Genomic DNA, 24855 nt, shown 5'->3' on the forward strand with positions numbered 1-24855 from the left:
TTATTCCTCCTCCTGTGATGCCACGATTTCACGATACTCAGAAGATTGACTAAGCAATGTATCGTGCGTACCCTGGGCCACGATTTTTCCTTGATCCATGACGAGGATATGTTCTGCTTGTTGAATCGAACGGATGCGTTGAGAAATAATGATGACCGTTGTGTTGAGGGAAGTTTGTAGTGCTTGGCGCAAGTTTAGATCCGTTTGATAATCAAGGGCACTCAAGGAGTCATCTAAGATCAATAAGGCAGGTTTGGCGATCAATGCACGAGCAATCGTCAACCGTTGTTTTTGTCCTCCGGAAAAATTTTTCCCATTCTCCATGACTCTTGTGTCTAAACCTTTGGGTAATTGGCGAACAAAATCCTCCGCTTGGGCAATTGCCAAAGCTTCCCAACACTCTGCGTCTGTCGCGTCAGGTTTTCCCCACTGAAGATTTTCCCGAATGGTACCGGTGAATAAGACAGCCGTTTGTGGTACTTGCGAAATTTGACTTCGTAATGTATCTAAGGGCCAGTCACGAACGTCTTGTTCATCAAATAGCACAGAGCCTTCACTAACATCATAAAAACGTGGGATCAATTGTGTCAATGTCGTCTTCCCACTTCCGGTCGGACCAATGATCCCTAAGACAGTTTGGCGTTTCAAAGTGAAATTGATTCCTTGTAATGACAGACCAGATTCTGGCGTATAACGAAAATCTACGTTTTTAAATTGTAGAATTGTTTCAGAATCCATGACTGGTTCACTAGGAGTCTCAGCATCTGTAATGGTATTTTCGGTATCTAAGACTTCTTTGACCCGCTGAGCAGAAGCTTCTGCACGAGTAAAAATCACGACAAGATTGGAAACGACGATCAAGGCTAATAACATTTGGTTCATGTAATTGATCAAAGCTAAAACTTGTCCTTGTTGTAAGGAACCGATATTTACCTTGACCCCGCCGACAGTCAATAGACAAATGATCCCGACATTCATGATCAATGTCGTTGCCGGAGAGAGCAAAGCGGAGATATTGGAAACACGTAAATAATTTTTTGCTAAGACATCTGTGTTTTCGTCAAATGTTTCGATTTCTTTATTGGTACGTGAAAATGCTCGGATCACACGAACCCCGCTTAAGTTTTGGCTAACAGTCTCATTTAGACCATCCAACTTTTCTTGGACTTTTTGATAGAGGGGGATCGTCTTACGGATAATAAAGTATAAAATGATTGAAAAAATTGGTAATAAAGCTAAGAAGAATAGCCCGACTTGCCAGTCGATCACAAACGCCATCACTACTGATCCAATACTTAAAAAAGGTGCTCGGATCAATAAACGGATAACCATTGCGAGTGCAAGTTGCAACTGATTGATATCATTGGTCATGCGTGTGATCAATGTATCCGTCCCAAAATGATTTAATTCACTATGGGAGAAAGAGTTGATTTTTTTGATGAGTTGATTTCTAAGTTCTGTTCCAAACCCTTGAGAGGCAATGGATGAATAATATTGACAAATAATGGCACAGATCAATCCGATCACCGACATCGCGATCATCCAGATACCCATATTGATGATCACTTCACGATTGTTCATTTTTAGCCCATTATCGATCAGCGAAGCCATCAGTAAAGGTAAAATCAATTCAAAGACTGCTTCTAAAAATTTAAATACAGGACCTAGGATGATTTGTTTTCGATAGTCTTTCGCATAGCGCAATAACTGAATCATAAAAATTTCCTCCTAAAAACAAGTTACCCAATATTGTTCGAACGTCTATCGGCAAAAAACAACCGATTTATGATAAATAGATATCCTTAAAGCAACAAAAATATCTTGCAGCGAGAAATCTAACGATGATATAACTAGGTACTCTCATATTGTAGCTTATGAAATTTAGAATGAAAAGAGAACAAGCCTTTTCATAATCCACACATTTTAGTAAAACTTAAGAAATCACACCATAACGCTTAACGCGTTGTCGCTCTTGCAACGCCTATAATTGAATAAACCATAGAAAAAAATCACTACAAAAAAGCACCATCTACAAAAAATTGATGAACAACTCTCGTAGATGGTGACTTATTTTCCGTGGTTAAAGATTCCTGCCTCGGTCTCTTTCGGTCATTAATAATTTTTTATTTTTGTAAGTCAGCTAAAACTGTTTCACCTTTAACATCGACATCAATGACATTATAGAACCCATTTTTAGTATCAGCGACATCCCAAACAGCTAAGATCACATGATAACCTAAACGGTCATTGGGAATGTTGATCGAATGTGTCGGATTAGTAGAAGCTAGTTGTCCATCATTGCCTACTTCACCAATGAATTCCAAGTCGTCTCTTGTCAACGCATCATTTTGATCCCAACCGGCTTTTGTCATGTAGTAATGCCATTTCGTTGTTGCATGGTTGGCAGTGAATGTCCAAGTAAAATCATTTGCACCAGCTGTCAATTGTTGTTTTGTCCACAATGAGGCTGTTTGTTGATCCAATAAGAAATCACCTACCGCACCATTTGCAGAAGCGATTTGACCATCTTCAGGTCCAGCAGCTGGGAATCCTTTTGGTGCTTCAAGAGATTGTGGCTCATTGATAACAGCTCCGTATTTTTTGAATGCAGCATTCCAGTTTGTATTTTTGTCAAGGCTTCCTTGGTAGCCACGACTTGCTGGTTCAGAAACGTAACCATGAGCAGCAACATCAACAGAAGTAAGCGTGCTTGCTCCGATACCTGCTAAAATGAATCCTAAACCAATTAACGTACTCTTTTTCATAATAATTCCTCCGATATTTTTACTTTATGTAATGTACGATTGTTATCATAACTGATATATTTTTAATCTGAAAATTATGTATGTTATTGCAACAAAAAAATTTCGTTCATCGCGAGTGTTATTAGAAATTATACTATTTAGTCATTTTTTAGGTGAAACGCAAATGTTCGCTGGAGAAAGAACTGCCACTGAAGGAGTTGCGTTTGCACAGTATAGAAAGGGAAGACATGGGGATAAAACAAGTAACAAAAGAATTTATTGAGAGGAAATGTAGAGAACGAATCAGAAAATCAAGGAAGCAACGTTAGGCACCTACACAGGCAGTATGGTGCGCCCTTGTAGGTGGTCCATAGACTGGTCAGGGTTTTTTAGTAATCGGTGTCCCTGAAAGGAATACACGAAGACGCATTTCTTTAATGCGTTGCATTTCTGATAGTTCGTTGATCGATCATCGTCTGACTACGAAATGTGCAATGAACTGTTTAGAAACTCTCGTATCAAGTACGCCATTCCAGTGGAACCTATCGAATCAACCGAGAATAAATAGAGAGACTTAAAAACCGTGTATCTTCTCATTGGGAGTGAGGAGATACACGGTTATTTTAGGCAGTATTCACTTGGCGTTGTGGAGAGAGGCGATCGCACGTACTTTTGACAACGACTTTTGTGTGGTGATCATTGTGCGAAAAATCACATACTTCAGCGCAAAATTTTTCTTTTAGATTGATCATGTAGTCTTTACTCGTAGAAAGATCCAACCATTCAAAAAACGCAATACCCGTTTCTACTTCTTTTAAAGCTGTTTTTTGTCCATCAGCTAGTTTATCTAAAGCAGTAAACACTTTATAATGTGCAAGATCGAGTGTTTGTTTGTGTGTTGTCGCGATTTTTTTTAATTGGGCTAGAAATAATTTGCGTAATGTGGTTGATTCACGGTTAAAAGAAAGACGTACGCCGTTCAAAATAAAGTTAGAAAGAAGCTCAGAATAATAGGTATTATCTATGTAGGCTTTCATCTTTGTGACACTATTTTGGAACGAATAGGCAATATATTCATCATCAAAAATAAATAAACAATTCGAAAAAATAGTCAATTCAAAGTGCCCCCATGTATCAATCTTTTCAAGATACTTCTTTATAACACTGATTTCTTCTTTCATTGATGCGGTAAAAGAACTACTATACAGATAATTTGAAATCAATTTTCTTTGGGCATAGATCAAACGATAATAAATGTTTCCTGTTTTTTCAAATTCGTTGAGCAATTCTTGTTCTTGAGCAGATGTAATGGTTTTTGAAGTGATTAAATAATTCGTTAATTTTTGTTTATTAGACAACGAATTACTATTCAATAAAAACTGATATTCTTCAAGTGTGATATTCATCCGATCAAGGTAGTTTACTATTAGTTCAAAGCCGATTTTTGTTCCACGTGATTCGAAAGCTGCTAAGGTTCCTCTTTGTGAGATACCTGAAGTTAGTTGTTCTTGTGTCAATCCACGATCTTTTCTTAATTTTCGAATTAGAGCAGCATGTTCTGTCATGTTCATTTCCTCCAGAAGCTGTTTTTTGTACATGGCTATAATAGCATAATGTAGTTATGTGGATGTTATGTTTTCATATATGCGCCCTTTTGTTAAAAAAGTGCGATTTTTTTGTTTGGAAAGTTATTTTGTTGCAATACCAAACAAAAAAAATTTTGAAGGATAAGATATGTTTTAATCTGTTCTGTAATACAAATTTAGGAGGGAAAAAATGAATAAGAAAAGTTTATTATTCTCAGTTGGTCTTTTAGGTTGTTTGATTGGAGGCGGAACAGATGTGTTTGCAGCAGACGCAGCAGATACGATGCCAGATATCTCAAATCGCCAAGTTTCAGTAGGTTATTATCATAATTGGGTGCCTGAACAAGGTGCTGGTTACCAAGGTGGTCGTCCGGCAGATACTGATTTGGCAAAAGTAAATCCTTTTTATAATGTGATTGCTGTGTCATTCATGAAAGGAGAAGGTATCCCAACATTCAAACCTTACAATATGTCAGATGCTGAATTTAGACAAAAAGTAGCCACTTTGAATGCTGAAAATCGTGTGGTCATTATTTCACTTGGTGGTGCAGATTCACATATTGAATTACATAAAGGGGAAGAACAAGCCTTTGCCGATGAAATCATCCGTTTGGTTGAAGTTTATGGATTTGATGGCTTAGATATCGATTTAGAACAAACCGCAGTAGATGCAGGCGACAATAAAACAGTGATTCCAGATGCTTTGAAGATTGTCCGTGCGCATTTTGAGAAAGAACAAAAACATTTTATTATCTCTATGGCGCCAGAGTTTCCGTACTTAAGAACACAAGGTAAATATGTACCATACATTACTGCTTTAGAACAAGAATATGATTTTATTGCACCACAGTTATACAACCAAGCAGGTGACGGTATCAGTGTTGGAACTGAATGGATCGCTCAAAATAATGACAGCAAAAAATTTGAATTCTTATATGGAATTTCAAAAGCTTTCAACGAAGGAAGCGGTGGGTTTATCCAAATCCCAGCGAATCGCTTAGCTTTAGGTATTCCAGCAAACGTGGATGCAGCAGCAAATGGTTTTGTAAAAGAACCATCAAAAGTTTACGATGTATTCGAACAAATGGAAAAAGATCAAACACCATTAAAAGGTTTGATGACTTGGAGTATCAACTGGGATGAAGGAAGAAACTCAGCTGGTGTCGAGTACAATGAATCATTTGCGAAGTCTTATCAGGATCTATTCCAAGAAAAAACACCTGATACAGAAAAACCATCACAACCAACAAATCTAGCAGGCACAGCAACACATTCAACTGTTGCTTTATCATGGACAAAATCAACAGATGATCGTGGCGTAGCAGGTTATTACATTTATCGTGATGGCGAACAAATTGGTAGAGCAACAAACAATGCTTATACAGACACAAAATTGACTGCCAGCACAGAATACACTTATACAGTGAAAGCATTTGATGCCGCTGGTAACGTTTCAGAAGAAAGTAAAGCATTAGTGATTTCTACATTAGAAGAGCCACCAGCAGACTTAGAAGCTCCATCAGTACCATTGAACATTACGGCTTCATCAATTAGTGACAAGAGTGTTTCTTTATCATGGACACAATCAACAGATAACGTGGGTGTAGTAGGCTACTATGTTTACCGTGATGGTGAGCAAGTAGGAGAAACAGAAACAAATACATTTAGTGACGCAGGATTAACAGCTAATACAGAGTATTCTTATACAGTAAAAGCATTTGACGAAGCGGGCAACATTTCAGAAGAAAGCAAAGCATTAGTTGTGACAACGGCGGATGCACCATCAGCAGAAGCATGGGATGCAGATACAATTTATGATTTAGGTGATATCGTGACACACAAAGGAAACACATATCGTGCAAAATGGTGGACACGAGGCAATGAGCCTGGAACTGAACAATGGGGACCTTGGGAATTGATTGGCTAATCGATCCATACCCGTTTTTTATTAATGAAGCAATCGTTGATGCTGAATCAATCAACGAATAAGTGATTTGCTCAGTATTGTTAAGATTTTCGTGCATGTATAACGAGAATCTTAGCAATTGGGCAAACGCATGATAAAAATTCAATTATTTATTTATGTTTGTATAACAGAACATGAAAAAAACATATATTATAACAACTATTATAAAAATTCCAAGTCCTCTTTTTAGAGGGCTTTTTTTATTTTATCAAGTAACATGAATGAATTGAAATCATAACGTACAGGTAAAATGCTTATTAAATTTTTACACTGAGAAGGGTAGATCTATGGGTTTTTTTCCATAATTTATCAAGCATAATACAGACATAGATTGGTGACCACTTGGTAAAGGAGGTTGATATATGAGAAATAAATATAAGGTAAATGGTTGTTTTCAAGCTGAGTTTTTGATGGAAAAACCATGATCCACCTGAGCAGGGAACCATGAAAGGAAGAATGATCAACCTGATACTATTGGTGGGATCAAATTATCTAGTTGTACAAAAAAGGGATGTTTTTTAGGATGATGAAGATGAAGCTGGTAAAAAAAATAAAGGTAGTTATGTGTATAGTAAGTATCGTTTTTTCTTTTTATAAAGTAGCCATCAGTCTACCGTATCATGCGTCTGCTGATTCGACAACTGACAGTAGTGAAAATGCGCCGAGTGAAAGTACCACGACAAAGGAAATAGGTTCTTCAGAAGAAATAAGTGAACCATCCAATAGTACTGCGCAAAGTGATTTCCAGTCCGTTTTAGCTGTTCCTACAGTAGCTTCAGGCATAGCTAGTGTGGATAACTTCAATGATTTTCGAACCGCTTTATTGGACAGCACTATTACAGACATTTATTTAACTGGAGATATCAAGTTAACGGCATCTTTTAATATCAATTCGCCAAAAAATATTTATGGCAATGACCATACGATTGATATTAATCTTCAACTGATTGGCGTTGCATTAGCGTATACGACTTGCTCTATTTATGATGTCACACTAATCAATCAACATCCATATTCTTTTTTCTGGTCCGAATTCCCAGGAGTCACGATCAACTATACAAATGTTACATCTTCTGGACAACAATTCATTTATCTGCCTTATGGAACAGCGAATTTGTATGAGAATATTACAGCCTCATCAGATACGCAAGAAGTGTGTGAAGTAAAAGAATTAAATATACGAAATGGAGCAAATGTAGCATTCAATAATACGAGTAACAGCTATCCAGTAGTAGGTAATAACAGCAGCACTGTATTGAACATAGAAGATCATACAACTTTTACCGCACAATCAAATAATCCAACAGCAACTATTGCGATCGGTCAATCGCTATCAATCGCAGCGACTAGTAATTTTTCGATTGCTAATTCCAGAGGCTGTGCTTTAGGTTTATATTATAGCAGTGCACCATTCACGATCGCTTCAAATAGTGGGATAGGTACTTGGAAGCTAAATGGCACAGATCCACTTCCCGATATCGGCTATACCGGACCAATTACGACAAGTTTTAATTTAACTTCGATTGATATTGCACAAAATACCTTGAATGTGACGTCCAATAATCCCATGTTTCCAAAATATTTCCAGTCTAAAAATGTAAGAAAAATAGCTAGTGGTCCATTCACGAGTAAAGCACAAGTAATTACCAAGGATATCGATCTATTATTGGGTGAAGTTTGGATACCACCATATAACTTTGTGAGTGCAACAAATGCGCTAGGGCAGCCACAAACCATCAATGATGTCACGATTCAAGGCGAAGCGGATGGAGAGGAAATAGGGACCTATCAAATTACTTTTATTTGTGATGATGCGGAGTCTGTGGCGACAGTCAATGTATTTGATATTCAGCTTCATTCCTTGCCTACGATCTATGCCAAAGATACATGGAATGAATATGATGGATTAGATTGTATCATCGAATCAGATAGTAGCAGCAATTCATCTCTTTCATTTTTCGAGACAAACGTCAGTGTCACTGCGCAAAAAATCGAAGGCGCGAATATGATTGATATTGATCCACACAAATTGACAGAAGAAGAAGGACAGTATGTTCTCACCTATACCTATAAGCATAAATCGAAAAGTATGAATGTGACAGTTGAGGAGAACCTTTTCAATGATCAATCAATCTATCCATCCATACTTGATTTTGGCCATGTCGCAATCCAATATACAACCAATCAATTGATTGCTACAAATGCCACAGGGAAAATCGATATCACTGACAAACGAAGTAACAATGGAGACGGCTATAAAGTAAAAGTCACTCAAGACCATGTGTTGACTGGAATAAGTAGTGGCTTTCAATTAACAGGGGCAATCATCCAATTTGAAACAGGGACAGCAACTAATAGTAGTGGGGGAGCAGTGATAAGTACTGGAAGTAATCAAACAATTGATATTCCTGTTGGGCAAGAAAAAGAAGTATTTCGAGTGGATAAAGGGAATAGTCGGGGACAGATCGTTTTGCCACTCACTGAGTTTAAGTTGGAGTTGCCAAGTGACAGTCCGAAAATAGCTGATTCTTATCAGGCAAAAATCACTTGGACACTTTCAGAAACGCCCTAGCCATAAGTCTCTAACGGACGATGGATAATGATAGCATAAGAGTGTTCAATCTGAGGAGTCAGAAAACGAGAGATCGAAAAAAGAATCAGTATTAAGTTATGCGCGCATTCATAGAACGTTGTGCCAATCGTTGATAGAGACAGCTCACAATGGATCATTTCTGAAAGCGTAAAGGAACGACGTGCAGACTGATCACAATTGAAGTGGCAACAAAGTCGGCTAGCTATAAAATATTTTATACAATGAAAAGGAGCATAAGATAATGGTAATCACAAAAAAATTTGTCATGGCAGGTATGAGTATCTTAGTAGGAGCAAGTTTAGGTATAACATCGGTGAATGCCGATACAACAACCGATGGCACAGTGACTTTACAAGCACCAACTGGTGGAAATGGAGAAGATTTGAACCTAGCAACCAACAAGTTACCAACCAATCTGAATTTTGGTACTGCTAATATCAAATATGATCAATCCATCGAACAAATCGCTACAGTAGATGGTAATCAGGCATCTAACCCAACAACTACGGATATCCAAGTCACAGATAATCGTGGTGATCTAACAAAAGGTTGGAAACTAAAAGTAAAACAAATTGCCCAGTTTAAGTCCTCAGTCAATCAATCTGAGTTAGCAGGGGCAGAATTATCGATCAATACAGGAAATGTGACAAATATTGGTGGCGATCTACCTACAGGCGGTGTAATCAATACTCAAGACTATGTGATTACTCCAGATGTGGATGTGGAAGTATTCAAAGCGAGTCCAGGAGAGGGATTAGGAATTTCAACATTGCCAATCAATCAATACAAATTAAGTATTCCTGCTGCAGCAAAAAAAGAAGCGGATACCTATCATGCACAATTGACTTGGACGTTTTCTGATACATTGTAAGAACTGCCCTTGACAGAAAGGAAGTGTCCTGTGAAAATCAAAAAAAATATAGCCATGTTTTTATTTTTACTTGTTTTGTCTCATTTATGTGACGTACCTGTGTTTAGTGATGAAAACTCAGCTTCTCAGAATATTCCATTTTTGGTGTCTACGCAATTGCCGGACAATCAAATAAATAAACAGGTCTCCTATTTTGATTTACAAATGGTACCAAAACAAGAACAGACGTTGCATCTTAAAATCGAAAATATCTCGGATCAGACGATCATGCTAGACACAACTTTATATCAAGGAAATACGAACAGTATCGGGGTCATTGAGTATGATAAATCGGTCAAGGGGTTAGCCAATAACGCGCAAGTCAATATAGAAGATCTAGTGAAAATCTCAGAAAATAAAATCAAGATTTCTCCAAAGCAAACGCATGAATTACAAGTGAAAATCAAGATGCCTGAAAAAGAATTATCTGGGATTACCATTGGAGCGATCCGGGTAGTCCAGAATAATGAAGCAAACAAAGAAGGCAATATTCAAAATAATTTTGCAAGAGAAATCGGGTTAGTTTTACAATCAAGTGATCCGGAGCAAATTCCTTCAACATTAAAACTTTTAGATGCGCAAGCAGGACAAGTGAATACGCGAAATGTTTTTACAGAGAAAATCCAAAATCCAAAACCCAAATTAATCCGGCTAACCAACCTCAAAGCAATCATTACGAAAGAAGATGATCAAGAAGTTATATATCAAGCAAGCCAGCTGGAAGGCTCGATTGCTCCAAATACGATATTGAACTATAGGATACCATTAGACGGTAAAGCATTATTACCGGGAGTGTATGTTGCGACATTTGAAGCGGATGAGGGGGAACATCACTGGAAGTTAACAAGAAAATTCACAGTAAAAAACAATATAAGCAAAAAATTAAACCAAACAGATATATTGATAAAAAGTCAGCCTAGTTTTTTTGCAAAGTACAAATGGATGATGATAACTGGGTGTGTCTTATTAGTGATTATTCTAGGTCTGTGTATTTATATAGGTAAAATCAAAAGGAAGTTAGTTGAACAAGAGAAGAGCTAAGCTAGTTTATAATAAGTAAAAGGGGGAGAACAGAAGTGATGCCGCGTTCTTCCTCTTTTTTTACAAAAAAATAAATTTTTTTAAATTTTATGAAACTTTTACTTCAACTTGATTTTTTAATGATATTATCCATTTAATTTAACAGGTGGGTGGGGGAGTAATAGTGTTTAGAAAATATTTAGAGAAAGAAATTTTTCGAAAAGTAACTATTATTAATCTATTATGGGAAAAATCAAGTTTGACTTCGCTGGAGATGTCTCAACAATTGGATGTTTCTGTTTCAACGATAAAAGGAGACATAAAAGCAATCAATCTACAATTCGATGAGACTGATCCGTTGATTGAATCAAATCCAACAGGGTATTTGATCAGACATAAGTATAAACGAAATAAACGAACGTATATGAAGAAAGTCTATCAATATTCACCATTTATCAAAGCGTGTATGTATTTCTTTAAAACCGATTTTTCGAATCCCCTAGGTTTTGCCAAGCAAGAATTTATCTCTTCCTCCAAAGCATATCAACTAAAAAAAGAGGTGATGTCCTATGTCGCCTCTTATGGCATCGACCTCAATGATAAGAAGGTAGAAGATGAGTATCGCTTACGGTTTTTAATTGCACTTTTTCAAATGAAGAGCGGTATTCAAGTAGTTAAGGTGTCAAAAACAAGTCAGTACAAAATAAATCATTTGTTTCAACAAATCGAAAAAGAACAAAAATGTTTATTTTCAGATTTCTCAAAAGAATACGCACAGATTTTACTTCAACTGATGTTTGATCGAAAAATGAAGTTAAAAGACAATCTAGATATAAAAAAGTTAGAGATGTATAAATGCACACCTATTTATCATCAGATAGAAGATCGTCTTGTCGATTTTTTGAAACAAATGTTTTTAAGCCCAGATGAACGAAATTTAAACTATTGTACGATCGTATTCAATTTTTTAAACCAAAATTTTTATGAAATAAATGCACATGAAAAGAACTATCAATACTATATCGCTTTTACTAAAAAATTCCCAGTGATCAAGTATGAGTATCTGATCGACAAGATGGAACGTAATATTCCTAACTTTTCTAATAATCAACGAACCATCGAAGTACTAACTTTGATGTTTTTGCGGAAATGTCATTTTAATTTTCAACAGCTGATTCCTGAAGAACATGTTGTGGAAGGGACAGATATGGCAGAGATTCCTCAAGCTTTCTTTGAGAAAATCAAGCGGATCTTTATGGACTGGAATGATTTTTCAGGATTGAACCTAGCATTTTCAGATGATCATTTTCGGTATTTAGCAACAAAAATTTATTTTTTGACCTATCGGAGTAAAAATGAAAAAAGAGTCTTTTTACTGACAGGTGTTTGTACGGACTTCTTATGGGCACAGGAAATGTTAGAACAAGAATTTGGAAACACCCTAGACATTCAACAATTCAATCCGGAAACCATTCCCAGCAACTATAATAAACGTGACGTGATTTTATATAATATCAGCCATGAGAAACTACCACAAATTGATTGCTTCAAAATGAGGGTATCCTTTAATTTTGATTTTTGTGAATTGTTTAACATAAGGAAAGAATTATTTGGTTATGATATTGCTATGTATAAAAAAATCATCGAGAAAGAATTACGATAAATAGAAGAGATGGGCAGAGGCAGCTGATTTTTAGAAAAATAAATACAAAAACGAAAATCGCTTGTTGAACGACGATTTTCGTTTTTTTATTCTTGAGGATTTTGTCTATTCTTGAAACTTGCACTTACATTGGTGGAGTAACTGACCACATAAGATGCACCTCCTTTAGTTCGACTGTTGATAAATAGACTATATCATTGGAATAGACCAAAAAAACATCTTGTATGGTATTGCAACATTATAATTTCTATTTAAGTTAAATCAAGGAATAAATGGCTGAATAAAATGTTTCTGGGGCATTTGACCTCTCACACGTCTAAAAAGTAGCCACTTCGAAACACTTCTATTCCGACCTCTTCTTAAACAAAAGCTAAAAACAATGAAAATAAGTCCAGTATTTTGTTAATCTATACTATAATAGAAACTAACTATGAATTTTGGAGGAATTTCCATGAAACAAAAAATTGCAGTATTAGGCCCTGGCTCTTGGGGAACTGCTTTAGCTCAAACCTTAGCAGAAAATGGACATGACGTCCGTATCTGGGGGAATGTTCCAGAACAAATCACAGAAATCAATACGTATCATACGAATAAACACTATTTACCTGAATTACATTTACCAGAATCGATCATCGGTTACACAGAATTGGCTGAAGCTGTCAAAGAGGTAGATGCAGTATTATTTGTCGTACCGACGAAAGCAATCCGTGCTGTAGCACAAGAATTGCTACAACATTTAACGACAAAACCAGTGATCATCCATGCAAGTAAAGGATTAGAACAAGACACGCATAAGCGGATCTCAGAAGTGATTGCTGAAGAAATCCCAGAAGAAAAACGTCAATCCATCGTTGTTTTGTCGGGACCTAGTCATGCAGAGGAAGTGGCAGTCCACGATATCACAACGATCACTGCTGCAAGTGTTGATCAAAAAGCAGCTACTTATGTGCAAGAATTATTTATGAATGATTATTTCCGAATCTATACAAATAATGATGTGATCGGTGTGGAAACAGGTGCAGCATTGAAGAATATCATTGCAATCGGTGCCGGCGCGATCCACGGTCTTGGTTTTGGTGACAATGCGAAAGCGGCGATCATGACAAGAGGATTAGCTGAAATCAGTCGTCTCGGTGTAGCAATGGGCGCGAACCCTTTGACCTTTATTGGATTGAGCGGTGTTGGTGATCTGATCGTCACTTGTACCAGTGTCCATTCACGAAATTGGCGCGCGGGTCATATGTTAGGTGAAGGACAGAAATTAGACCAAATCCTAGAAAATATGGGGATGATCGTGGAGGGTGTATCGACAACAAAAGCGGCGGTTGAACTTGCTGAGCAACTAGGTGTAGAGATGCCCATCACCCAAACGATCTATCGAGTTCTTTATCAAGGTGAGGATATCAAACAAGCAGCAAAGGAAATCATGTTGCGTGATGGCAAGATGGAAAACGAATTTCAGTAAATCAACAGAATGGAGTATATAAATACGCATATGGAGAATAAAATCGTAAGAAAAGCAGTCATTCCTGCAGCAGGTCTAGGTACACGTTTTTTACCTGCTACAAAGGCAATGGCAAAAGAAATGTTGCCGATCGTTGATAAACCAACGATCCAATTTATCGTAGAGGAAGCTTTAGCTTCGGGGATCGAAGATATTTTGATCGTTACCGGAAAAGAAAAACGACCGATTGAAGACCATTTTGATTCGAATATCGAATTAGAATTGAATCTAAAAGAAAAAAATAAAATCGACTTGCTAAAATTAGTCGAAGAAACAACGAATGTCAATCTCCACTTTATCCGTCAGTCCCATCCTTTAGGACTAGGTCATGCGGTATTACAAGCGAAAACTTTTGTTGGAGATGAACCATTCATCGTTATGCTTGGGGACGATTTGATGGAAGATGAGATTCCACTGACAAAACAATTGATCTTAGATTACGAGAAAACAAAAGGTTCGACTGTAGCAGTCATGAAAGTTCCTCATGAAGACACGTCAAAATATGGGATCATCGATCCAGAAACAAAAGAATCTGAAGGCTTGTATGAAGTGAAACGATTCGTCGAAAAACCAACACCTGAACAAGCTCCGAGTGATTTAGCGATTATTGGACGCTACTTATTGACACCAGAAATTTTTGAATTATTAGAAACACAAAAACCTGGAGCTGGAAATGAGGTTCAATTGACGGATGCCATTGATGAATTAAATAAAAAGCAACACGTATATGCGAGAGAATTCAAAGGCTCTAGATATGATGTCGGTGATAAATTTGGTTATCTAAAAACAAGTATCGAATACGGTTTAGGTCATCCTGAAATCAGCGAGCAGCTGAAACAATACCTCATTGATCTAAGTCATTCTCTGGACTAAAAACTTAACAATTAGAGAAATAAAATCTTGAGAAAAGAATAGTAAATGAGGTGTATTGCTTACATGGGGATTCTAATCAACATTGCACAAACGTTTCTTGATGGATTGAAATGGTTGATGGAGGGAAATAATTGGCTGTTTTTACTGCCAGTATTATTTATTAGTTTGTTTACGATGTTTTATATGGTCAGAATAAAAGAAACCTTTTTGATTTTTATTTGGTACTTAGCAACAGTGGCGATCGGTAGTTTGATCATCGTTCTTTTGTGGGGAGATCAACAGGCATTTCTTTTTGCGGCAGCTTTTCTTTTGCTGTACCTTTGTGCCTATATCCCGTATCTACTCAAAAGATTTCATGTCGTCAAAAAAGGCAAACATGCGGCTTCTCCGAACCGCTCAAAGGATGTGTCAGAAAGACGGACAAGATCTGACCGCTGATATTTTGATACTTGCACTTGTTTCGCACTTTCCTTACAATAGATGCAGATAGAAATAACTAAAAAAAAAAGGCTCCTTGATAGTTAGCGGCAACTAACTATCAAGGAATGACCAGTCACACGTATACACCCTGACCGATCATTTTGCCATAGTCGATGCAACGCACCGACCGCATTTATTGTACCTGATTTAAGGAAGATTTTCTACCTTATGAATCTAAAAAGCGGAGGAAGCGGGGCAGTTTATTTACTATGTCAAAACAGATGTATATTCAAGCGAGAAGTTTGTTTAATCCTTTCTAAAGACTTGCTTTTAGCGATACATCGTTCCTATCTTTTACACTGAAGCCGAAGAACATCAAGATGCTGCTACATCAGATCTTTTGCTTGATTGTAATGAATAAGTGGTTAAGGTAAAGATGAGACTGAGCAATTGCTTCGTCTCATCTTTTTGTATTTTTCTTTTTGATAGTTGTCTCTATTCTGAAATAGCAGAAGAAGAGGAGAAAAGAATGAGCTTACCCTATTTTGATTATTGTCAAAAACTTGAACAAAAATTAAGGATCGAGGAACCCTTGATGGAACAAGCAGGTCGTTGGATTGCTACACAGATTCATCGAGGAGGATGTTTACATATTTTTGCTAGCCGTACCTTACAAGGTACTGCCTATGAATTTTGGCAACAATGTCCAAAAATCTTGCCAACTCAGTTGATTGAACATCCCGCAGCGGGGATTTATGAGTCGCTGGAAGGAACTGGCCAAGCAATCATTGAACAAATCAATGCGCAACCCGAAGATATTTTTCTTTTCTTATCAAATGAAGGTAGAAATCCTGCAATCATTGAACTGGCGGAATGGGTCAAAGAACAAGGGTATCTATTGATCGTGATCACCGGATTTGACTTATCCCGAAGTATCAAGTCAAGACATAGTAGTGGTTTGCGCTTATATGAATATGCAGATCTAGTATTAGATAACTATGCAACGATAGATGATGCCGTCCTTACGGTTCCTAAGTTTGAGCCAGCTATATGTGGTGCGGCTTCCTTAGCCACCTTAATCCTATTACAACAGATCGTTTATTTTTCAGTGTATTATTTGTTGGAGAGTCACTAAAGCGAGAAGGTTAAGAGTCCGAAAAAGAGACAAGAAAGAATCATGAAGATTCTTTCTTGTCTCTTTATACACGTTGATGAAAGAGTCTTCCCCAAAACTCTTTACACTCCAATTATAGTACATTTGTTATGAATATTGCAATGAAGATACCTAATGAAAATAAAAAGAGAGGAAGAGAGAGGCAGAAATTCAATCAAAAACATCGGTTCAAATAGGAAAGGATCGAGGAAGAAAATGTATAAATATTTGTTAATAGCTAAAAAATCTTTGTTTATACGTAATTAGAAATGAAAATAAATAGTCGGAAATAGCGACATTGTAAAAATAAAAAAAGAATTTTAATCCATTTTTATAGGTGCTATGGCTTTGAAACCAGCGTTTTTATTAAAATGTGTCTTGAGGATAACTAAAATCAATAGATTTTTTTAATTGTTTATTCATGTGGTATAGAACATTTTACTGTATAATCTATTTGCTTATTCATTATTGACAAAAACGTAGCAAGAAAGGAAGAACGAGTTTTGAAGAGAAAAAATTCTTCAGTAAAGAAAAAACGAGACTTTACCAAAATGACGACCCCGCATACGTATGTCATTATTTTTGGTGTAGTTGTACTTGCCTGGTTATTAACATTTATCGTACCAGCTGGGAGATTCAGTACGCAAGATATAGAATACAAAGATGCAAATGGAGAAACCAGTACCAGAACAGTATTGCGCCAAGATTCGTTTCGTTATGCTTATGAATTAGATAAGGCTTTTGTATTTGATCAACTGGAAGAATTACAAAATGATCCAAAGGAAAGAGAAAAGCTGGCTGTTCCTGAAGAAGGATTAGAAGAAGTCTTGGCAGCTGGTGAGAAAAACTTGACCCAGGAGAAACTAGATGAGATCTCACTGACAGATGATGTTTTATACGATGAATATGGTGAAGACATCTATGACACCTCAAAGAAATTGCATAAAACAGCAAAACTATGGGGGACCGATGATTTCGGTGGTTTTGGCTTTTTAAACTTCGTTTTTGAAGGTCTAGTATCAGGTGATAAATATGGTTCAGCAGTCGGGATTGCTGCACTTATTTTAGTCGTGGGTGGTGCATTCGGGATCATCATGCGAACAGGTGCCATCGATGCAGGTATTTATGCTTTTATCAATAAGACACGTGGTCTAGAACGTTTAGCTTTACCGCTCTTGTTCTTTGCTTTTTCATTTGGAGGCGCAACGTTCGGTATGGCTGAAGAAGTCATTCCATTCTCAATGGTCATGGTACCTTTTGTGATTGCCTTAGGCTATGATTCAATCGTCGCCGTCACAGTCACCTATGTGGCGTCACAAGTCGGGAATGCCACGTCATGGATGAGTCCGTTCAGTGTCGCCGTTGCACAAGGGATCGCAGGTATTCCAGTCTTATCAGGCGCCACCTTCCGATTGATCATGTGGGTCGTCGTGACTGCATTATCGGCTGGTTACTTAATGATCTATGGCGAAAAAGTTCGGAAGAATCCGGAAAGTTCATTAACGTATAAATCTGACGAATACTTCCGTAACCACTTGAAGAAAACATCCGATGAACAAAAACCATTTACATTAGGCCATAAATTGATTTTAGGCGAAATGTTGATCGTTTTAGTATGGATCGTTTGGGGAGTCACACAAAAAGGCTATTATATCCCAGAAATCGCCTCTCAATTTTTTGTTATGGGACTCGTTGCAGGGATCATTGCTGTTTTATTCAAATTGGACGGTATGACGGTCAATGATATTGCCTCTTCTTTCCAATCTGGAGCAGCAGATCTAGCTGGAACAGCGATCGTTGTTGGGATGGCAAAAGGAATCTTACTTGTATTAGGTGGATCAGATGCTTCTGTACCTTCTGCGCTTAATACGATCTTACATGGTATTGGAACAGCACTGACTGGTGTGCCGGCAGTGATCGGCGCATGGGCGATGTACGTGTTCCAAAGTTTGTTCAACTTAGTCGTCACTTCAAATTCTGGACAAGCGGCATTGACGATGCCAATCATGGCACCGTTGGCTGATTTAGTAGGTGTCTCTCGTCAAGTGGCTGTATTAGCTTATCAATTAGGTTCAGGATTCATGGATGCGTTCACGCCGGTTTCTGCTAGCTTGATTGGTGTCTTAGGTGTGGCACGGATCGAATGGGCAAAATGGGCACGATTCCAAATCAAAATGCAAGGATTCTTCTTTGTTTTAGGAACGATCTTCATTATGATTGCAATCGCGATCGGACTTCAATAAAACAAATAAGAACTGATTTATAGCAATCAAAGAAGTTATGCTAACCGATACGTAACTCTGAGACAATAAGCGAGAAAACCCGAAAGTATCTCATATTTTTGGATTTTCTCGCTTATTTCCGAAAGAGCGATGGATTGCTTATTAAACAACCTTTTGAGTGTTCTAAAAGGTACAGACTATTTTATAAAGGAGAAGATCAGATATGAAACTCATTCGACAAATCGATGTCTATGCACCAGAATATCTTGGTAAGAAGGACGTATTAGTGGCAGGAAATAAGATCGTTGCTTTGGAAGATCAACTATCCGGCGGTTACGAAGAATTGATCGTGGAAGAAATTTCAGGAGAAGGAAAACTCTTGACCCCAGGTTTTATTGATGCCCATTTCCATATTTTAGGTGGCGGCGGCGAAGGAGGCTATCACAATCGCACGCCAGAAGTCACACTTAGTCAATTAACGACAGCAGGAGTGACAACAGTCGTAGGTTGTATCGGGACAGATGGCGAGGGTCGAGATATGACTGCTTTGATCAGTAAAGCAAGAGGGCTAGAGGCAGAAGGATTGACTACGTATGTTTATGTTGGTTCTTATCGGTTGCCGGTCAAAACGGTCACTGATTCATTGATCAAAGATTTTCTTACCATTGATAAGATTATCGGAATCGGAGAAATCGCTGTTTCTGATCATCGCTCTTCCCAACCAACATTCGACGAGTTTGCTCGAGCAGTGGCGGATGCTCGTGTTGGTGGCATGTTATCAGGTAAAGCAGGAATCGTGAATGTCCATTTAGGTGGTGGACGAAGAAAACTAGAATTGCTAGATCGTGTGGTGGAAGAGACAGAAATTCCTATCACTCAGTTTTATCCGACCCATGCGAATCGGACGACTGAATTATTAGCTGCATGTATCGAATTTGCAAAGAAAGGTGGAACCATCGACTTCACTGCAAGTGAAGATCCTGACTTTTGGGAAAAGACCGATGGCGAAGTCCGGTTTAGTAAAGCATTGAAGCAGTTATTAGAAGCACAAGTATCTCTTGATAACTTCACTTTGACTTCCGATGGACAAGGCAGTCTCCCATATTTTGACCAAGAGAACCGTTTTATCGGTATGGGCGTTGGTAGTGCGAGATCCTTATTAGTTGGTATCAAAGAAGCCGTTCAAAAAGAAGACATTCCCTTAGACATTGCCTTACGAGCTGTGACGTCCAATCCTGCAAGAGTCCTTAAACTGGACCAAAAGGGAAGAATCGCTGTTGGTAAAGATGCAGATCTTTGTCTACTTGATAAAGAAACCTTAGAAATCGATACGGTGATCGCTAATGGCACCATCATGGTCCAAGAAAAACAAGTGAAAGTTTGGGGAACATTTGAGCAAATTCTTAACAACTAAATAACACAATAAGCATTCTGTTTGTTTGTTTTTATAATTGGTGTTACTCTAAAAGTAGTTACAAAGACAAATTTTAGAGGAGGAATTATCATGGCAGATTTAGAAGGACGCTCTAAAGATTTGAAAGACAAAGTTGCAGGCGAAGGCAAAGAAGCCTATGGAAAAGCAACAGGCGATAGAAGTAAAGAAACAGAAGGTAAAGCCCAATCTGTAGGTGCGGATATCAAGAGTAAAGCTCGTAATATCGGCGATGAAATCAAAGAAGGCTTTGAAGATGTAAAAGAAAAATTTTCAAAAAAAGACCATAAATAGTCGACTTGTAAATTCTTAAAAAAAAAGCGTCCTACCAATAAGGTGGACGCTTTTTTAGCGGTTATCCAATGGCAATGGACGCGAATGTTTTATTTTTTAATTCAAAAACTTCATCACATTTTTTAGCCACTTCTAGTTCGTGTGTCACAATGATAATACAGCGATCTTGCTCATGGGCGATTTCTTGGAAGAGTTGAACGATTTCTTGTGAAGTCGTTTCATCAAGGTTTCCTGTTGGTTCATCCGCAATGATCAACTGATGTTCGCAACAAATCGCTCGGACGATCGCTACGCGTTGTTGTTGTCCCCCAGATAATTTAGTGACTTGTTGTTTTGCAAGTGTTTCATTTATCCCAACGCGTGCCAAGCGATCAAGTGCTACTTGGCGATACTCTTTTTGAGGAGTATTTGAAATTTCCATGGCGGTAATGACGTTATCAAGAGCGGAAAGGTAAGGCAATAAGTTGTACGCTTGAAAAATAATGGATACATCATTTTTGCGATAATTCCGTAGGCCTATTTTAGCTAAAGCTCGCTCTTCATAATAAACAGTCCCTTCTTTTGGTGTATCAAGTCCTGAAATCAACGAAAGAAAGGTCGTCTTTCCTGAACCACTTGCCCCTAATATGGCGTACATTTTTCCTTTTTCAAAGGATAGATTCACATCTTTATAAAGTGCTTCTGTTGGATTCTGATACCAGAAGCCCAAGTTTTCTGTACGTAACATCCAATTCCTCCTTTAGTTTAATAAAATTTTTCGTGGATTTAATCGTAGTATGCCGATGGAGGCTAGAAAAACTGAGAGTAAGCTGATCCCAAATGCAACAGCTGCTAGTAGGCCAAGTTGAGCTGGTTGAACAGTGATTTCAAGGTCGCTTACTTGCTCCGAAACGGTAAATGGATTACTAGTTCCACCTGGTTGTCCGCCAGGTCCACGATTGCCACCACCAGGCATCTGCTCTCCTTGTTTCTCGGCAGGTGAGTCGGTTGACGTTTCAGTTTGTTGATCAAGCAACTGTTGACCGACAGCATTTGCAACGACATTTCCACTGAATGAAGCCACACCTAACGCGACGATCATACATATGGCCACTTCTGCAAACAATTGAAGGACGATTTTGCTTCTGGATTCACCTAATGAAAGCAATACCCCTAGTTCATGGCGACGCTCACGAATCGTGATCATGATGATCAAAGTCAAAATAATGATTCCAGCAACCGCAACGAGTAAAACGACATTTTGTGAAAAACTGGCCACGTTGTTAAGTGGTTCAAGCATTGCTTGGAACATGGTATCGTTTGATTGAAGACTGAACGTTGAAGTATCGATCAGGTTTTCTGCTTCATTGATAAAGTCTGTCATTTTATTAGGATCGGTCAGCGTATAAACCGCAGAATCGATTGTGTCATCTTCTGTCGAGCCATTCAATGTATTAGCAAACGTATAATAAGTATACAAAGTGTTCGCTGGATTCATGAAATTGAAATTCATTCCCATGCTACTACTTGTTTCACTTGACTCATAGATTCCTTTGATCGTCATTTCATAAGTTGTTTCTTCGTCTTCCGTGCTAGTAATTATGAAAGTATCCCCTACGGATAAGTCATTCGCACTAGCTAAAGTAGAGTCGATCACAACATTGTTCGTATCTTTGTCGCTATCAGTGATTCCTTCTCCTTCGATGATTTTAGCTGTGCCATCTGTAAAGCCACTGGTTTGGGCTGTATTGGATACCCCGCTGATTTGAAAATCTGCTTGGATCATTTGCGGTTTGCCACCTCCCATAGCTCCACCCATGTTTTCACCGTTCGGTGCAGCATCAGTTGCAGTATCAGTTTCTTCGGATGTTTCTGAGGTATCAGAGCTTGAAATGGCAGTGATCCCGCTATTTGCTAAAGCTGATGCAGAGCTTTCGAAGGAAAAACTTGCTACATTATCTAGTGCTGCGATCTTTTCTGCATCGCTGACTGAAACAGGTGTGAGGGAGAAACTTCCAGGATCTGGTCGTCCACCGGATTCAGTATCAGTTGCCTCTGTTTGTTTTTGAAAAGCCGCTTCACGATTTGCACTTAAAGTGACCGTCGCACCGACATCTTTTTGAGCTTGCTCTGCTGCTTCTTGTGCCGCACTACGTATGGTTAGTCCAGCAAGAACGAAGACAAGGATTGCTGTAAAAACAGCTAATAATAGTAAAGAACGCCCCCATTTTACTTTTGTACTTTTTAATGCTCGTTTGAAAAAATTCATTGGTTCGATCTCCTTTCGAAATGAGTACAAAAAGTAGAATAAAGGGAGTAGCTTAAGCCTACCTTAAAAAGCGGTCACGAATACAAACAGTTGAAAGCTAAAAACAGATCAAATGGAGCAGGAAATGAAAAACATTCTATAGTTATTGAGTAATTTATGTTAAAATAGACGAAGTATCTTCTAAAACAAAAGAAGAAAAAATGGTCTGGGAAAAACATGAAGACAGAAACAATCGTACATGCTAGCGATTTGTTTGATTTGTTGTATAATGATGTGGAGCAGTTGATCGAGCAACTGAAGCAATCCCGATTTTTTTGTGTCAAAAAAAGATCCTAAACGCCTGTAAGATTAAGATGGATTTGATTATCTAATGAAATCATCCGAAAACGAGGCACTCAGAAATTGGATCGTTTTAAATAAAATAGAGAATCGACATCGTCAAAATGAAGATGTCATAAGAAGAGGTGAAATTTGTGAGTACCATTAAGATTATCCCTTTAGGCGGTGTACGCGAAAACGGAAAAAATTTGTACATTGCAGAAGTAGGGGAAGCTATTTTTGTTTTAGACTGTGGTCTGAAATATCCTGAAAACGAATTATTAGGGATTGACGTTGTGATTCCTGATTTTACGTATTTAGAAGATAATGTCGATCGTGTAGCAGGTGTCTTTCTGACACATGGTCACGCAGATGCGATTGGGGCGTTGCCTTATTTATTGTCAAAGATTTCTGTTCCTGTGTTCGGAACCGAATTGACGATCGAATTAGCAAAATTGAATGTCAATCGCAATGATGCTGCAAAAGGATTCAAAGATTTTCATGTGGTAGATGAGCATACAGAAATCGATTTCGGTGAAACGATCGTTAGCTTCTTCCGCACCACCCATACGATTCCAGATTCAGTTGGGATCAATTTAAAAACCCAAGAAGGAAATATCGTTTATACGGGTGATTTCAAATTTGACCAAATGGCGATCCCAATGTACCAAACGGATTACGCTCGTTTAGCAGAGATTGGGAAAGAAGGCGTGTTAGCTTTACTAAGTGAGTCAGCAAATGCAGAAAACGCGACCCCTGTTGCTTCTGAGTTCCAAATTGCTGATGAAGTATTTGATACGATCAAATATTGGGAAGGACGGATCATCGTTGCTTGTGTTGCAAGTAATCTTCAACGCGTCCAACAAATCTTAGACGCCGCTGCTAAAGCAGGACGTAAGGTTGTGTTGACTGGGCAAGACTTTGAACGGATCATCCGAACAGCTATGCGCTTAGAAAAACTTCAATTACCAAGTGAAGACCTATTGGTCACATTAAAAGATATGAAAAACTATGAGCCTGAAGAACTGATCATTTTGGAAACAGGCCGGATGGGTGAACCAATCAAGTCTTTACAAAAAATGGCGAATGGCGCGCATCGCCATATCAAGATCAAAGAAGGCGATCTTGTTTATATCACAACGACACCAAGTATTGCGATGGAAACAATGGTTGCTAAGACAGAAGACATCATTTACCGAGCAGGTGGAATAGTCAAACAAATCTCTGACAACCTGCGGGTTTCCGGTCATGCAAATCCAAATGACTTACAATTGATGTTGAACTTCATGAAACCTAAATATTTCATCCCAGTTCAAGGAGAATACCGTGAACTAGCTGCCCATGCAGACTTAGCCCATGCAGTAGGTATCCCCTATAAAAATATCTATATCACAGGACGTGGGGATATTTTAGAATATAAAAACAAGCGGATGAGTGTGGCAGGTACGACAAGTGCTGAAAATGTGATGATCGACGGATTAGGTGTTGGCGATATTGGAAACATCGTCTTACGCGATCGTAAAATCTTATCGGAAGACGGTATTTTTGTTGCAGTAGTGACAATTAGTCGTCGCGAAAAGAAAATTATCTCAAAACCGCAAATCACTTCACGAGGATTTGTTTATGTCAAAGCAAGTCGTGATTTGATCAATGAAAGTAGCAACATGATCGAAACCATTGTAGGCAAACATTTAGAAAGCGATGATTTCGAGTGGAGCAAGCTGAAACAAGAAATACGTGATCAATTAGGTCGCTATTTGTTTGAACAAACCAAACGCCGCCCAGTGATTTTACCAGTCATCATGGAAGCGACACAACGTCGCGGCAAAAGATAAAAAATGAAAAGCTGTACCAAAGGATGTTCAGATGATGGATATGTTTGGTATAGCTTTTATTTTATAGCAGTAAG

General features: G+C 38.1%; 18 protein-coding genes. 13 read left to right on the forward strand and 5 right to left on the reverse strand.

Going from position 1 to position 24855, the window contains the following annotated elements:
• From IGI79_RS03350 to IGI79_RS03360, 3 genes are all read right to left on the reverse strand, one after another.
• Positions 1-1716, reverse strand: coding sequence for an ABC transporter ATP-binding protein (locus tag IGI79_RS03350; protein WP_023519227.1), 1716 nt, complete (start codon positions 1714-1716; stop codon positions 1-3).
• Positions 1717-2123: 407 nt separating this feature from the next.
• Complete coding sequence (locus IGI79_RS03355) at positions 2124-2765, reverse strand: lytic polysaccharide monooxygenase auxiliary activity family 9 protein (protein ID WP_010736127.1); 642 nt, start codon at positions 2763-2765, stop codon at positions 2124-2126.
• Positions 2766-3367: 602 nt separating this feature from the next.
• Entirely contained in the window at positions 3368-4309 is a 942-nt protein-coding gene (locus IGI79_RS03360) for a helix-turn-helix domain-containing protein (protein WP_019722921.1), read from the reverse strand.
• A 211-nt stretch (positions 4310-4520) separates the two neighbouring features.
• On the opposite strand from IGI79_RS03360, the gene IGI79_RS03365 reads away from it, so the two are divergent.
• From IGI79_RS03365 to IGI79_RS03420, 12 genes are all read left to right on the forward strand, one after another.
• Positions 4521-6257, forward strand: a complete 1737-nt coding sequence (locus IGI79_RS03365; protein ID WP_019722922.1) for a fibronectin type III domain-containing protein — start codon at positions 4521-4523, stop codon at positions 6255-6257.
• Between the two features lie 571 nt (positions 6258-6828).
• Positions 6829-8868, forward strand: a complete 2040-nt coding sequence (locus tag IGI79_RS03370; protein WP_438845716.1) for a pectate lyase-like adhesive domain-containing protein — start codon at positions 6829-6831, stop codon at positions 8866-8868.
• A 262-nt stretch (positions 8869-9130) separates the two neighbouring features.
• Positions 9131-9760, forward strand: coding sequence for a WxL domain-containing protein (locus tag IGI79_RS03375; RefSeq protein WP_104776614.1), 630 nt, complete (start codon positions 9131-9133; stop codon positions 9758-9760).
• 30 nt (positions 9761-9790) lie between these two features.
• Complete coding sequence (locus IGI79_RS03380; RefSeq protein ID WP_019722925.1) at positions 9791-10840, forward strand: DUF916 and DUF3324 domain-containing protein; 1050 nt, start codon at positions 9791-9793, stop codon at positions 10838-10840.
• Positions 10841-11003: 163 nt separating this feature from the next.
• A complete protein-coding gene (locus tag IGI79_RS03385; protein WP_181055226.1) occupies positions 11004-12482 on the forward strand; it encodes a helix-turn-helix domain-containing protein in 1479 nt (492 codons plus the stop codon).
• 451 nt (positions 12483-12933) lie between these two features.
• Positions 12934-13947, forward strand: coding sequence for an NAD(P)H-dependent glycerol-3-phosphate dehydrogenase (locus IGI79_RS03390; protein WP_104776612.1), 1014 nt, complete (start codon positions 12934-12936; stop codon positions 13945-13947).
• A 30-nt stretch (positions 13948-13977) separates the two neighbouring features.
• Complete coding sequence (gene galU, locus IGI79_RS03395; protein ID WP_335884537.1) at positions 13978-14859, forward strand: UTP--glucose-1-phosphate uridylyltransferase GalU; 882 nt, start codon at positions 13978-13980, stop codon at positions 14857-14859.
• Positions 14860-14922: 63 nt separating this feature from the next.
• Positions 14923-15297: a hypothetical protein gene (locus IGI79_RS03400; RefSeq protein ID WP_335884538.1), complete on the forward strand. Its 375-nt coding sequence runs from the start codon at positions 14923-14925 to the stop codon at positions 15295-15297.
• Positions 15298-15808: 511 nt separating this feature from the next.
• On the forward strand, positions 15809-16414 hold the full coding sequence (locus IGI79_RS03405; RefSeq protein ID WP_010736121.1) for an SIS domain-containing protein: 606 nt from the start codon (positions 15809-15811) through the stop codon (positions 16412-16414).
• 521 nt (positions 16415-16935) lie between these two features.
• On the forward strand, positions 16936-18675 hold the full coding sequence (gene yfcC / locus IGI79_RS03410) for a putative basic amino acid antiporter YfcC (RefSeq protein ID WP_019722929.1): 1740 nt from the start codon (positions 16936-16938) through the stop codon (positions 18673-18675).
• Positions 18676-18877: 202 nt separating this feature from the next.
• On the forward strand, positions 18878-20068 hold the full coding sequence (iadA, locus tag IGI79_RS03415) for a beta-aspartyl-peptidase (protein ID WP_335884539.1): 1191 nt from the start codon (positions 18878-18880) through the stop codon (positions 20066-20068).
• A 90-nt stretch (positions 20069-20158) separates the two neighbouring features.
• A complete protein-coding gene (locus tag IGI79_RS03420; protein WP_010736118.1) occupies positions 20159-20380 on the forward strand; it encodes a CsbD family protein in 222 nt (73 codons plus the stop codon).
• 61 nt (positions 20381-20441) lie between these two features.
• Here the strand turns inward: IGI79_RS03420 and IGI79_RS03425 are convergent, their stop codons facing one another.
• Together IGI79_RS03425 and IGI79_RS03430 are read right to left on the reverse strand one after the other, a co-directional pair.
• Complete coding sequence (locus tag IGI79_RS03425; protein WP_010736117.1) at positions 20442-21107, reverse strand: ABC transporter ATP-binding protein; 666 nt, start codon at positions 21105-21107, stop codon at positions 20442-20444.
• A gap of 12 nt (positions 21108-21119) precedes the next feature.
• A complete protein-coding gene (locus IGI79_RS03430) occupies positions 21120-22628 on the reverse strand; it encodes an ABC transporter permease (protein ID WP_335884540.1) in 1509 nt (502 codons plus the stop codon).
• A gap of 473 nt (positions 22629-23101) precedes the next feature.
• Between IGI79_RS03430 and IGI79_RS03435 the strand changes: the two genes are divergently transcribed.
• Positions 23102-24781: a ribonuclease J gene (locus IGI79_RS03435; protein WP_335884541.1), complete on the forward strand. Its 1680-nt coding sequence runs from the start codon at positions 23102-23104 to the stop codon at positions 24779-24781.
• The last annotated feature ends 74 nt before the right edge of the window (positions 24782-24855 follow it).

The sequence above is a fragment of the Enterococcus sp. AZ084 genome (assembly GCF_051714905.1).
Classification (GTDB): Bacteria; Bacillota; Bacilli; order Lactobacillales; family Enterococcaceae; genus Enterococcus_B; species Enterococcus_B pernyi.

Bases quoted from the DNA above. Each gene is read 5' to 3' on its own strand.
- IGI79_RS03350 (WP_023519227.1), bottom strand. From the start codon at position 1,716: ATGATTCAGTTATTGCGCTATGCGAAAGACTATCGAAAACAAATCATC.
- IGI79_RS03355 (WP_010736127.1), bottom strand. From the start codon at position 2,765: ATGAAAAAGAGTACGTTAATTGGTTTAGGATTCATTTTAGCAGGTATC.
- IGI79_RS03360 (WP_019722921.1), bottom strand. From the start codon at position 4,309: ATGACAGAACATGCTGCTCTAATTCGAAAATTAAGAAAAGATCGTGGA.
- IGI79_RS03365 (WP_019722922.1), top strand. From the start codon at position 4,521: ATGAATAAGAAAAGTTTATTATTCTCAGTTGGTCTTTTAGGTTGTTTG.
- IGI79_RS03370 (WP_438845716.1), top strand. From the start codon at position 6,829: ATGAAGCTGGTAAAAAAAATAAAGGTAGTTATGTGTATAGTAAGTATC.
- IGI79_RS03375 (WP_104776614.1), top strand. From the start codon at position 9,131: ATGGTAATCACAAAAAAATTTGTCATGGCAGGTATGAGTATCTTAGTA.
- IGI79_RS03390 (WP_104776612.1), top strand. From the start codon at position 12,934: ATGAAACAAAAAATTGCAGTATTAGGCCCTGGCTCTTGGGGAACTGCT.
- galU (WP_335884537.1), top strand. From the start codon at position 13,978: ATGGAGAATAAAATCGTAAGAAAAGCAGTCATTCCTGCAGCAGGTCTA.
- IGI79_RS03400 (WP_335884538.1), top strand. From the start codon at position 14,923: ATGGGGATTCTAATCAACATTGCACAAACGTTTCTTGATGGATTGAAA.
- IGI79_RS03405 (WP_010736121.1), top strand. From the start codon at position 15,809: ATGAGCTTACCCTATTTTGATTATTGTCAAAAACTTGAACAAAAATTA.
- iadA (WP_335884539.1), top strand. From the start codon at position 18,878: ATGAAACTCATTCGACAAATCGATGTCTATGCACCAGAATATCTTGGT.
- IGI79_RS03420 (WP_010736118.1), top strand. From the start codon at position 20,159: ATGGCAGATTTAGAAGGACGCTCTAAAGATTTGAAAGACAAAGTTGCA.
- IGI79_RS03425 (WP_010736117.1), bottom strand. From the start codon at position 21,107: ATGTTACGTACAGAAAACTTGGGCTTCTGGTATCAGAATCCAACAGAA.
- IGI79_RS03430 (WP_335884540.1), bottom strand. From the start codon at position 22,628: ATGAATTTTTTCAAACGAGCATTAAAAAGTACAAAAGTAAAATGGGGG.